Annotated in this window: 12 protein-coding genes and 2 pseudogenes; 12 read left to right on the plus strand and 2 right to left on the minus strand. The window is 74.7% G+C overall.

Features of this window, described 5'->3' with window-relative positions; all coding sequences use genetic code 11:
- The 10 genes and pseudogenes from E4P41_RS19600 to E4P41_RS19650 form a co-directional block, all read left to right on the plus strand.
- Positions 1–331, plus strand: a pseudogene (locus E4P41_RS19600) (hypothetical protein); the annotation flags it as partial.
- Between the two features lie 77 nt (positions 332–408).
- Positions 409–954 (plus strand): hypothetical protein, encoded by a 546-nt coding sequence (locus E4P41_RS19605; protein ID WP_135142915.1) that lies wholly within the window; start codon positions 409–411, stop codon positions 952–954.
- Positions 955–1,003: 49 nt separating this feature from the next.
- The gene (locus E4P41_RS19610; protein WP_135142916.1) at positions 1,004–1,762 is read left to right on the plus strand and encodes a dienelactone hydrolase family protein; all 759 of its coding nucleotides are present in this window, start codon (positions 1,004–1,006) and stop codon (positions 1,760–1,762) included.
- A 47-nt stretch (positions 1,763–1,809) separates the two neighbouring features.
- Positions 1,810–2,220, plus strand: coding sequence for an ankyrin repeat domain-containing protein (locus tag E4P41_RS19615; RefSeq protein ID WP_135142917.1), 411 nt, complete (start codon positions 1,810–1,812; stop codon positions 2,218–2,220).
- Positions 2,221–2,399: 179 nt separating this feature from the next.
- A complete protein-coding gene (locus E4P41_RS19620) occupies positions 2,400–3,737 on the plus strand; it encodes an AI-2E family transporter (RefSeq protein ID WP_245177500.1) in 1,338 nt (445 codons plus the stop codon).
- Positions 3,738–3,827: 90 nt separating this feature from the next.
- Entirely contained in the window at positions 3,828–4,091 is a 264-nt protein-coding gene (locus E4P41_RS19625; protein ID WP_135142918.1) for a hypothetical protein, read from the plus strand.
- A gap of 140 nt (positions 4,092–4,231) precedes the next feature.
- The gene (locus E4P41_RS19630) at positions 4,232–4,666 is read left to right on the plus strand and encodes an ATP-binding protein (protein WP_245177501.1); all 435 of its coding nucleotides are present in this window, start codon (positions 4,232–4,234) and stop codon (positions 4,664–4,666) included.
- Between the two features lie 117 nt (positions 4,667–4,783).
- Positions 4,784–5,203 carry a DUF350 domain-containing protein gene (locus E4P41_RS19635; protein ID WP_135142919.1) on the plus strand — a complete coding sequence of 140 codons (420 nt, stop codon included), beginning with the start codon at positions 4,784–4,786 and terminating at the stop codon, positions 5,201–5,203.
- 134 nt (positions 5,204–5,337) lie between these two features.
- Positions 5,338–6,102, plus strand: a complete 765-nt coding sequence (fabG, locus tag E4P41_RS19640; RefSeq protein WP_135142920.1) for a 3-oxoacyl-ACP reductase FabG — start codon at positions 5,338–5,340, stop codon at positions 6,100–6,102.
- A gap of 318 nt (positions 6,103–6,420) precedes the next feature.
- The gene (locus tag E4P41_RS19650; protein WP_135142921.1) at positions 6,421–6,612 is read left to right on the plus strand and encodes a hypothetical protein; all 192 of its coding nucleotides are present in this window, start codon (positions 6,421–6,423) and stop codon (positions 6,610–6,612) included.
- Between the two features lie 303 nt (positions 6,613–6,915).
- On the opposite strand, the gene E4P41_RS19655 is transcribed toward E4P41_RS19650, so the two are convergent.
- Together E4P41_RS19655 and E4P41_RS19660 are read right to left on the minus strand one after the other, a co-directional pair.
- Complete coding sequence (locus E4P41_RS19655) at positions 6,916–8,214, minus strand: hydroxyacid-oxoacid transhydrogenase (protein ID WP_135142922.1); 1,299 nt, start codon at positions 8,212–8,214, stop codon at positions 6,916–6,918.
- A gap of 134 nt (positions 8,215–8,348) precedes the next feature.
- A complete protein-coding gene (locus E4P41_RS19660) occupies positions 8,349–8,750 on the minus strand; it encodes a cupin domain-containing protein (RefSeq protein ID WP_135142923.1) in 402 nt (133 codons plus the stop codon).
- Positions 8,751–8,963: 213 nt separating this feature from the next.
- Between E4P41_RS19660 and E4P41_RS19665 the strand changes: the two genes are divergently transcribed.
- Both E4P41_RS19665 and E4P41_RS22390 read left to right on the plus strand, forming a co-directional pair.
- A complete protein-coding gene (locus E4P41_RS19665) occupies positions 8,964–10,292 on the plus strand; it encodes an MFS transporter (RefSeq protein WP_135142924.1) in 1,329 nt (442 codons plus the stop codon).
- Positions 10,293–10,629: 337 nt separating this feature from the next.
- Positions 10,630–11,031, plus strand: a pseudogene (locus E4P41_RS22390) (hypothetical protein); the annotation flags it as partial.

Genomic DNA, 11,031 nt, shown 5'->3' on the forward strand with positions numbered 1-11,031 from the left:
GGTGGTGATCGCTCCGCGCGGCGGCGGGCGCTCAGGACCGCAGCAGCACCGCCACGCCCACGCACGCCACCGCCCACAGCACGCTGGCGAGCGTGCCGATGATGAAGCGCTCGGCGGCGCCTGGATCGGGGTGCTCGAGCGGGCCGCCGTCGCCGGGACGCTGCTCGCCGGCTGGCCCGAGGGGCTCGCCGTCGTCCTCGCGGTCAAGGGCCTGGGCCGCTACGCCGAGCTCAAGGCCCCGGCCGCCGCCGAGCGCTTCATCATCGGCACGCTCGCCAGCGTGCTGTGGGCGGTGGCGTGCGTGGGCGTGGCGGTGCTGCTGCGGTCCTGAGCGCCCGCCGCCGCGCGGAGCGATCACCACCCGGCGAGAATGGGGGCGCAACATCCGCGCCGTCCCTGGGGGAACCCGTGTCCGAGCCGACCGCGCCAGGCGGGATCCGCAACGCCGACCTGCTCCGCGTCTACACGAACGACCACCTGGCCTCGGCCACGGGCGGCATCGAGCTGGTCAGCCGGATGCTCGGCGAGCACCGCGGCACCCCCTACGAGTCGCGGCTGGAGGAGCTGCTCGACGAGTTGCGCGAGGAGCGGACGGCGCTGCGGAACACGATGACGGCCCTGGGCCTGCCGGTGCGGCAGTACAAGCAGGCCGCGGTGTGGGTCGGCGAGAAGCTGTCCCGGGTCAAGTTCAACGGTCACCTGCTCAGCCGCTCCCCGCTGTCCGACCTCGTCGAGTTCGAGTTCATCGCCACCGCGGTGCTGGCCAAGCGGGCGGGTTTCGAGACGCTGCGCGCGCTCGGCGAGGGCGATCCGCGCATCGACGCCGCGCTGTTCGAGCGGCTGATCGACCAGGCCGACAAGCAACACCACTGGCTGGCCGACGTCCGCCGCGAGGTCGCCGCCCGGGTCTTCGGCGGGTCCCCCGGCGCGGCCGACGCCGCGGCCGACACCTGAGCCGGGCCCGGCCGGGCGCGCGGCCGTCGCGCCCGGTAGAACCGGCGGCATGTGTCACGACATCGACAGCCGCCCGCCCGCCCCGCCGAGGAGCGGGGACGTCGCCGAGCGCGGCACCCTGACCCTGACGTCCGCCGACGGCACCGAGGTCGCCGCCGCGTACGCCGCACCCGCCGCCCCGGCCGGGGCCGGCGTCGTCGTGCTGCCCGACGTCCGCGGGCTGCACCCGTACTACGTGGCGCTGGCCGAGCGGTTCGCCGAGGCCGGCCTGCCCGCCGTCGCCGTCGACTGGTTCGGGCGGACGGCGGAGCTGCCGGAGACCGGCACCCGCGACCAGGACTTCGACTGGCAGGGACACGTTCCGCAGGTCACCCCGGCCGGCGTGGACTCCGACGTCGCGGCGGCGATCGGCTACCTGCGCGAGCGCACCCGGCCGGGCCTGCCGGTGGTGACCGTGGGGTTCTGCTTCGGCGGCAGCCACTCCTGGCGGCTGGCCGGCAGCGACCTGGACAGCGGTCCGGACATCGCCGCCTGCGTCGGCTTCTACGGCAAGCCGGATGTATCCGGCGATGCGCCCGCCCGGCGCCCGACGCTCATGGTGGTCGCCGGCGCGGACGCCGCGACGCCGGTGGCCGACCAGCTGGCGCTGGCCGAGCGGCTGCGGGCCGGGGGAGCCGCGGTGGAGACCGCCGTCTACGACGGTGCCCCGCACTCCTTCTTCGACCGCGCGTACGGCGACTGGGCCGAGGCCTGCGCCGACGTCTGGCGCCGCATGCTGGCGCTCACCGATCGCGTCGCCGGGAGCTGACGTCCGCGCCGGCTCCGCGGCGGCGTCGATCTCCTACGCTCGACCGCATGAGCGAGCAGCAGAGCGGCGGCATCGAGCCGGGCGTCATCGAGCTGGCCGGCCGGGTCTTCGACCTCGCCCGAGGCGGGGCGACCGAGGAGCTGGCCGCCTACGTCGACGCCGGGGTGCCGGCGAACCTGACCAACGACAAGGGCGACACGCTGCTCATCCTGGCCGCCTACCGCGGCCACCCGGAGACCGTCGCGGCGCTGCTGGCCCGCGGCGCCGACCCCGGCCGGGTCAACGACCGTGGGCAGACGGCCCTCGCCGCGGCGGTCTTCAAGCAGTCGGAGGAGACCGTCCGCGCGCTGCTCGCGGCCGGGGCCGACCCGGACGCCGGCGGCCCCAGTGCTCGCGAGACGGCGGCGTTCTTCGACCTGCCGGCGATGACGGTGCTGCTGGACGGTGTGCGTCCCTGAGCCGGCCGGCCCGGCGTGCCAGGCTGCGCGCCGCGGGTTCGTCGGCGCCGTGTGGAGGAGGTCAGTGGGCACATGATCGGGATGGACACGTTCCCGGTCGGCCGGCATCCGGTCGTCGCGGGAGCGGCCGGCGGGCACGCCCCGCGCCGCGTCCGCGTCCCGGGCTGAGGGGGCCGACGGTGGTCGCCCAGCGTGGTGTGCGGGGCACCGGGGCCGGCACTCCGGCTGCCAACGGCGCCACGGGGCTGTCCCCGGCCGCCGCCGCGGAGGTCCAGAGGGCCGCGGCCGAGGCCCGGGCGGCCGCGGAGGCGGGTGTCGCGGCCGATGCCATGCCCGATGTCCTGCCCGATGTCCTGCCCGACGAGGACGTGGGCCCGTCGACCGGGGGCATGCCGCGCTGGATGGTCCTGCTGATCGGCGCCGCCACCGCCACCATCGCCATCGCCGGGTTGCGGTCGATCGCCTGGTTGGTCGGACCGGTGCTGCTCGCCCTCGTCGTGGTCATCGCGCTCATGCCGGTGCAGCGTTTCCTGCAGCGGCACGGCTGGCCGCGGTGGGCCGGCGCCACGGTGCTGCTCCTCCTCGTCTGGTCGGTCCTGCTCGGCTTCGTCGCCCTGCTGGTGGTGTCGATAGCCCAGTTCGCGGCGCTGCTGCCCGACTACGCCGGGTCGGCCGAGGCGCTCATCGCCTCGGTGGTGAGCGACCTCAACGACCGCGGCATCGTGTCCGGTCAGCTCTCCGACCTCGTCGCGCAGTTCGACTACAGCCAGCTGGTGGGCGTGGCCACCGGCGTGCTCGCCCGCGCCACCGACGCCGCCTCCACGCTGGTCCTGCTGCTGGCGGCGCTGGTGTTCCTGGCCATCGAGTCCGGCGGGTTCGGCCGGAGGCTGGCGCTGATCGCCGCCGACCGTCCGCACCTGCCGATCGCGCTGGGCCTGTTCGCCCGTGGCACCCGCAGCTACCTGTGGGTGAGCACGGTGTTCGGCGCGATCGTGGCGGTGGGGGACACCGTCGCGTTGGCGATCATCGGCATCCCCCTGCCCGTGATCTGGGGGCTGCTGGCCTTCGTCACGAACTACGTGCCCAACGTCGGATTCGTCCTGGGCCTGGTGCCCCCGGCGATCCTCGCCCTCCTGGACGGCGGGTGGACCGAGTTCTGGGTCGTCATCGCGGTCTACGCGCTGCTCAACTTCGTCGTCCAGACGCTCATCCAGCCCCGGTTCGTCGGCGACTCGGTCGGGCTGTCGATGACCGTCACCTTCGTCGCGCTGCTGTTCTGGGGCTGGGTGCTGGGCGCACTCGGCGCGCTGCTGGCCATCCCGCTCACCCTGCTGCTCAAGGCCCTGCTCGTGGACGTCGACCCGCGGGGGCACTGGCTGGACGCGCTGCTGCGCGAAGAGCCCCGGGCTCCCCGCACCAGCCGCGCCCGGCAGCGGGCGCACACCCGGCGGGCCGCGCTCGCCTCCGTCCGCGCGCTGCACGTCCCGCGGCCGCACCGGCGCCCGCCGGACGACTGAAACCGCAGGTCAGCGCGGAATGTCGGACCCCTGGAGGACGTTGTCACCATGTCGGGTGCAGGGCCCGACGAGGCGTCTTCGGAGGTGGAGATGAAGGGCGACCGTGTCGAGATCGTGATCGACGCCGGCGGCAGCACCCGCACGTACGAGATCGAGGCCACCCGCGCCGGGCGGCGGGTGGACGTGAGCCACGGCCGCGGGCTGGTGGAGGTCACCGAGACCACCCGAGGTGGCACCCCGGTCCGCACCGCCCGGTTCATGGCGGGGCGGGTCCTGGCCCTGGTGGAGCACCCGGCGCCCCGGCCGGCGCTGGACGACGACGCCGGGGTGGCGCCGCTGCGCCGGACGGCCTGACCGAGGTCCCCGGCCCCCTTGCAGGGTCCTGCCGCGAGCTTGCGAGCGGTGGGGGGCAAGGGGGTCCTTGCTCCACCCCTCGGGGAAGGACCCTCTCCTCGAGCCCTTCGCGCGCTGGGGGCGTGCCAGGAGAGGGCCGGGTGCCCGGGAGGGGGCAGGAGCTGGTCGTGATGGCCGGCCTGCAGGGGAGCGGGAAGTCGACGTGGGTGCGGGAGCATCTGGCCGGCACGCACGCCGTGGTGAGCAAGGACCACTGGCCGAACGCCCGGCGCCGCGAGGCCCGGCAGCGGCGGGTGGTCGCCGAGCTGCTGGCCGAGGGATGCAGCGTCGTGGTCGACAACACCAACCCCACCCCGGAGGACCGGGCGCCGCTGGTCGCCGCGGCCCGGATGGCCGGTGCCGGCGTCCGCGCGGTCTGGCTGGACACCCCGTTGGTGACCTGCGCAGCGCGGAACGACGCGCGGGAGGGCCGTGCCCGGGTCCCGCCGGCCGGGCTGTACGGCACCGCCCGGCGGTTCGTCCCGCCGTCGACGGCGGAGGGGTTCGACCGGGTGGACGTCGTCCCGGCCGGCTGACGGTCTCGGCGCCGGCGGGTGCGCCGGTCCCCGACCCGGCACGCCGGGGCGGACCGACGGACGCGGTGCGGTAGACACGTCCCCGCCCTCGTCCCCGCGTGCCCCCGGAGGTCTCCCGTGCTGGCCAGCATCGGTTACGCCGTCGCCTACACCGGGGTCGGCATCGCGCTGCTGACCCTCGGCTTCCTCGTGCTCGACCTGCTCACCCCCGGCCACCTCGGCCGGCAGATCCACGAGGAGCGGTCGGTCAACGCCGGGGTCGTGCTGGCGGCGGGCTTCCTCGGCCAGGGCCTGGTCATCTTCGCCGCGATCTGGACCAACGCGACCAGCGGTTTCGGTCAGGCGCTGCTCTACACCGTGGTGTTCGGTGTGCTCGGCGTCGTCCTGCAGGCGGTGGCGTTCCTGGTGCTCGACCTGATCACGCCGGGCAGGCTGGGCAGCCACGTCACCGAGGTGGCGTTCCACCCGGCCAGCCTGGTGCTCGCCGCGGTGCAGCTGGCGGTGGCCGCGATCGTCGTCGCCAGCATCTGGCCCTGAGTCGTCACATGCGTCCGGCCCGGGGTCGTCCCCCGTGCTCGGCGCGCCGCCGGCTACCCGTGGGTAAGGGCCGCGGCGGCCGCCCGTACCGTGTCGGGAGCGCATCGGACGACGTAGAGACGAGAGAGGGATCCATGACTGAGGCAAGCAGCAACCGCGTGGCCATCGTCACCGGAGCCGCGCGGGGCATCGGCGCGGCCACCGCGCTGCGGCTGGCGCAGGACGGCTTCGCCGTGGGCGTGCTCGACCTGGAGGAAGTCGCGGGCAAGGACACCGTGCAGGCCATCGAGGCCGCCGGGGGACGGGCGCTGACCGTGGGTGCCGACGTCAGCGACGCCGAGCAGGTCGAGGCCGCGGTCGCCCGGGTCGCCGCCGAGCTGGGCGCGCCGACGGTGCTGGTCAACAACGCCGGCGTCACCCGCGACAACATGCTCTTCAAGATGACCGAGGTCGACTGGGACGTCGTCATGAACGTGCACCTGCGGGGTGCGTTCCTCATGACCCGTGCCGTCCAGAAGCACATGATCGACGCCAAGTGGGGTCGGATCGTCAACCTCTCCAGCGTCTCGGCCCTGGGCAACCGCGGTCAGGCCAACTACTCGACGGCCAAGGCCGGTCTCCAGGGCTTCACGAAGACCCTGGCGATCGAGCTCGGCAAGTTCGGCGTCACCGCCAACGCGATCGCGCCCGGGTTCATCCAGACCGAGATGACCAAGGCCACCGCCGAGCGCATGGGGGTCCCGTTCGAGGACTTCATCAAGGGCGCGGCCGCGCAGATCCCGGTCCAGCGGGTCGGTCAGCCCGAGGACATCGCCCACCTCGTCTCCTTCCTCGTCAGCGAGGGTGCAGGCTTCGTCTCCGGGCAGGTCGTCTACGCCGCCGGCGGCCCGCGCGCCTGAGAGGAGGTCCCCCTCCTGGTAGGAGGGAGCCCGCCGAGGAGAAGGCCGGGCTCGCAGAGGCTCAGGAGGGGCCGGTACGACGTCGACCTGCACGTCCTCGCCGTCCCTCGAGCGGGGTCGCGTGACCTGACCGCGCAGGTCCGCCGGGCGGCGCCGCCGCCAGATCGGCGGCGGCGTCACCCGCGATCACCGCGCCGTGACCGCCCTGCGGCGCCCGTGCTGCGGCGCACCCCGGGTCGGTGCTGCCGGCCCGACCCCACCCCGAGCTGCGCCTGGCCGCCTGGCGGGCGGTCTTCGGGGCTGCTGCACCACAACCCGGTGTTGGCCGCCCGCCACGCCGCCCTCACCGGCCGAGCCGAACGGCGGCTCACCGACGCCCAGGCCCGGATCGCGGTCGCCGGCAGCCTGCTGCGCCAGCTGCACGCGGTGATCACCACCGGCACCGCCTGGGATCCGGCCATCGCCGCCGGCATCAACCGCGCAGGACAGGAGGTCGCCACCGCCGCCTGATGCGCGCCCGCTGACCACGGGCGGGGCGAGCCCGCATTGCCGTCGGGATCACATCCCGCAACTGACCATGGGCAGCCCCGCCTGTCTCCCTCCAAGCCCGGATGAAGGCTGTCGGGAACAACCCGCTTGAACGCTACGTAGGGCCGGGAGACGGGCACAGGTACCGCCCACAGCAGCGCGCAACCAACGACCGACCAAGATCCGCTCGACCGGGCCAGCCGGCGAGCTATCCCAACCTGCCCAAGATCACCCCGGGCCTGGACTTGACTTCGATCTCATAGGTTGGTCAGGCGGGGACGGCGCTCACCAGAGCGTCAGGGACCGGCGGAAGATGCCGGCCACGTCCTCCTCGGTGACGTCCCGGGGCGCGGTGGCCAGCAGCCGCTGCTGCTTCATCGTGCCCTCGACCAGGTCCGGGATGTCGCCCTCGCCGTAGCCGACCGCCCCGATGCCGCCGGGGATGTCGATGTCGCGCATGAGCGCGATGAGGACGGTGGGCAGGAACTCCGCGGGGTCGCCGGTCTGCTCGGCCCGCGGGTCCAGCAGCCGGGCGGCGCGCAGGTGCCGCTCCGGGTCGGCGGCGAAGGTGAACCGGAACGCCTCGGGCGCCGTCAGCGCCACCGACATCCCGTGCGGGATCATCGGCTCGTCACCCGGGTACCCCTCGGGGTGGAAGTCCTTCACCCGGCCGGCGACCGGGTAGGCGTTGGCGTGCGGGATGTGCACGCCGGCGTTGCCGAACCCCATCCCGGCGAAGGTCGCGGCCATGGCCATCCTTCCGCGGGCGTCGGTGTCCTCGCCGTCCCGGACGGCGGTGCGGAAGGACCCGGCCAGCAGTGACAGCGCCTTCTCCGCCCACATGTCGGCGATCGGGTTGGCCCCGCAGTAGGGCACCCGCTGCGCAGGTCCCTTGCGCTCGAAGGTGGTGTAGGGCCGGGCGGTGTAGCTCTCCAGCGCGTGGCAGAGGATGTCCATCCCCGACGCCGCGGTGACCCCGGCCGGCTGGGTGCGGGTCAGCGCCGGGTCGACGACGGCGAGGGTGGGCCGCAGCCGGACGTGGCTGATGCCGGTCTTGACCTTCAGCGCGAGCACGTCGAGCACGCAGATCGTGGTGCTCTCCGAGCCGGTCCCGGTCGTGGTGGGCACGGCGACCAGCGGGTTGAGCGGGTTCACCGGCGCCCGGCCGCCGCCGACCGGCTGGTTGACGTAGTCCATGAGCTCACCGGGGTTGGTGGTGAGCAGGTTGACCGCCTTGGCGGTGTCGATGCTCGAGCCGCCGCCGACGGCCACGATCGCGTCCCAGGGGCCGTGCGCGCGGGCCCACTCGACTGCCGCCCGCAGGCTCTCGTCGGTCGGCTCGACGTGGGTGCCGTCGAAGACGTGCGCCTCGATGCCGAACGCCGTCACCTGGTCGGCGACCCGCTGCGGGTGACCCGTCGCGGCCACGCCCGGGTCGGTGACGACGAGAACCCTGTTCGCGCCGGTCTGGCTCAGGTCGTAGCCGATCTCGTCGGAGGCGCCGGGGCCGTACTTCAGCTGCGGCGTCCCGTAGGTGAAGACGCTCTCGGGATGGGCGGGGGAGTGGGTGGACGCTGCTGCCATGGGGGAGGCCCCTCCTCGGTCGACGCCGGCCGCTGCGCCGCCGAGTCTGTCGCAGTGGATCCGACCCCGGCGGCCCCCTCCTCGGCCCGGCCGAGGAGGGGGCCGCCGGGGGGTCCTTCCGGGAGCCGCTCCGCTCACTCGGTCGGCGGCTCGTCCTTGCCGGACTCCTCGGCCTCGTCGGCCTCCTCCTTGGTCTTGTGGACCGCGCCGTCGGCGTGCTCCGGCGGGCCGTAGACGGTGTAGAGGACCAGCGGGTTGGGCCCGGTGTTGACGAAGTTGTGCTTCGTCCCGGCGGGGACGACGACCAGGTCGCCCTGCGCCACCTTCTTCTTGCTGCCGGAGATCTGCGCCTCCCCGGTGCCGCTGACGAAGGTGAGGATCTGGTCGATGTCCTCGTGGACCTCCTCGCCGATCTCGCCGTCCGGCGGGATGGTCATGACGACCAGCTGGGTGTTCTTGCCGGTCCACAGCACGCGGCGGAAGTCGGCGTACTTCTCCGCCTCGGTCGCGATGGTGTAGTGGATGACGGACGCCATCGAGGGCTCCTCTCGTCGGGCGGGCAGGGTCTGGTGGGGCCGCGGCCGGTGGGGCCCCGGCGGACGACGCTCCTCCTGCCCCCGGTCCGGGGAGATCATTCGCCGGTCCCTCGCCGACCGGCCGGCGGCGCGTCGCGCGCGGCGCGCGGGTACGTGACCGATCTCACCGGCGTCGCGGGAAGGGCCGGCGACCCCGGGGACGTCCTCCGGAGGGTGACCACGCCGACCGTTCCCCGCCCGGCGCGCGCCTACGCGGTGTGGCTCGTGGCGCTCGCCGCCTACGCCGTCGCGGTCTTCCACCGTGCCTCGCTCGGGGTCGCCGGGGTGCAGGCCCAGGAGCGGTTCGACGCGGGCGCCTCGGCGATCTCGCTGTTCCTCGTCCTCCAGCTGGCCGTCTACGCCGGCATGCAGGTGCCGGTGGGCGTGGCGCTGGACCGCTTCGGCTCGCGGGGGCTGATCCTCGCCGGGGCGCTCACCATGGCCGCCGGGCAGGCGGCGCTGGCGCTGGCCGGCGACGTGCCGACCGCGGTCGCCGCACGGGTCCTCGTCGGTGCCGGCGACGCGATGACGTTCGTCAGCGTGCTCCGGGTGGTCGGCTTCTGGTTTCCCGGCCCCACGGTGCCGCTGGTCACCCAGCTCACCGGCATCCTGGGCCAGTTCGGGCAGATCGCCGCCGCCTACCCCCTGGTGGCGCTGCTGTGCTCCACCTCCTGGGAGACCACCTTCCTCGGCGCCGCCGCGGTGAGCGTCCTCGTCGCCGTCCTCGTGGTCGTGGCCCTGCGCGACGCCCCGTCCGGCACCGTCCTGGTCCCGCCCGCCGGGCTGGCGGAGGTGCGGCGCACCCTGGCGCTGACCTGGCGGGAGCCGGGCACCCGCATCGGCCTCTACACCCACCTGGTCACCCAGTTCTCCGGCACGGTCTTCGCGCTGCTGTGGGGCTATCCGTTCCTGGTCGTGGGCCAGGGCCTGAGCCCGGCCACCGCGGCGGGCCTGCTCACGCTGCTCGTGGTCGTCGGCATCGGGGTCGGCCCGCTGCTCGGCCGGTTGTGCGGGCGCTGGCCGCTGCGCCGGTCGACCCTGGTCTTCGCCATCCTCGCGGCCACGGCGACCGCCTGGACCGTCGTGCTGCTCTGGCCCGGGCCCGCCCCGCTCCCGGTACTCGTGCTGCTGGTCGTCGTCCTCGGCACCAACGGTCCGGGCTCGATGATCGGTTTCGACTACGCCCGGACGTGGAACCCCGCCGAGCGGCTCGGCAGCGCCAGCGGCGTGGTCAACGTGGGCGGGTTCGCGGCCTCGCTGCTCACCATCCTGGCCGTCGGGGCGGTCCTCGACGTGCTGACTCCGGGCGCCTCGGCCGACTACTCGCTGGACGCCTTCCGCGCCGCGTTCGCCGTCCAGTACGTGTTCTGGGCGGTCGGTCTCGTCGGCGTGCTCCGGCACCGGCGGCAGCTGCGGGCCCGGCTGGCGGGCGACGGCGTCGTCCTCGCGCCGCTGGTCGTCGCCGTCGGCGCCCGGTTGCGCGGCGGCTCGGCCTACCGCTGAACGAGGACCCTCCCGCCCTCGCCGCTCGGCCCCCTCCCGGGCACGCCGCGGCCCGTCCGGAGGCTCGCCGTGCGCGTGCGAACGGTGAGGAGGACGGGGTCCGTCTGCCTGCAGGAGGGCCGATGGACGGGGCCGACCACGCCCCGTGGCCGACCCGGTACGCAGGCGGGGGACTACGCCGTCGACCCGCCGCGCCGTGGTCGCGGGAGGTTGCCGGGCCGCCGCCGTCTGGCAGCGTCGGCGCGCCGGCAGCGGTGAGCAGGGAAGGCCCTGATGTTCCGACGCAACGAGCTCGCGGTCGGCGGCGGTCCCGGGCAGCCGGAGCCCTCGTCGTCCGGTGGAGCGCACCGCCGGCCCCACCTCGCCGGTGACCTCGACGCCCTCCTCGAACCCCGGCCGCTGTTCCGCACCGCGCTGCGCGGCTACGACCGCCTGCAGGTGGACAACTACGTCGCCTGGGCCGAGGCCGAGCTGCTCGCGGGCCGGCGGGGAGAACGACGACCTGCTCACCCGCTACGGCACCTGCTCGGCGGAGCTGGAGCTCTCCCGCCGGCTGCTGGCCTGCTCGCCCGCCGGGCGCGAGCAGGTGCGGACCTCCGAGCGGGTCGGCGAGATCCTGCGGCTGGCCGCCGACGAGGCCGTCCGGCTGACCGAGGCCGGCGCCGGCGAGGCCGACCGGCTGCGGGCCGCGGCGCGAGCGGAGGCCGACGCACTGCTGCGCCGGGCGCGCCAGGTCGAG

It is taken from the genome of Geodermatophilus sp. DF01-2, from assembly GCF_004571065.1.
In the GTDB taxonomy this organism is placed as follows: Bacteria; Actinomycetota; Actinomycetes; order Mycobacteriales; family Geodermatophilaceae; genus Geodermatophilus.

Excerpts from the sequence above, each read along its gene's own strand:
- E4P41_RS19610 (WP_135142916.1), top strand. The coding sequence starts at position 1,004 with ATGTGTCACGACATCGACAGCCGCCCGCCCGCCCCGCCGAGGAGCGGG.
- E4P41_RS19615 (WP_135142917.1), top strand. The coding sequence starts at position 1,810 with ATGAGCGAGCAGCAGAGCGGCGGCATCGAGCCGGGCGTCATCGAGCTG.
- E4P41_RS19625 (WP_135142918.1), top strand. The coding sequence starts at position 3,828 with ATGAAGGGCGACCGTGTCGAGATCGTGATCGACGCCGGCGGCAGCACC.
- fabG (WP_135142920.1), top strand. The coding sequence starts at position 5,338 with ATGACTGAGGCAAGCAGCAACCGCGTGGCCATCGTCACCGGAGCCGCG.
- E4P41_RS19655 (WP_135142922.1), bottom strand. The coding sequence starts at position 8,214 with ATGGCAGCAGCGTCCACCCACTCCCCCGCCCATCCCGAGAGCGTCTTC.
- E4P41_RS19660 (WP_135142923.1), bottom strand. The coding sequence starts at position 8,750 with ATGGCGTCCGTCATCCACTACACCATCGCGACCGAGGCGGAGAAGTAC.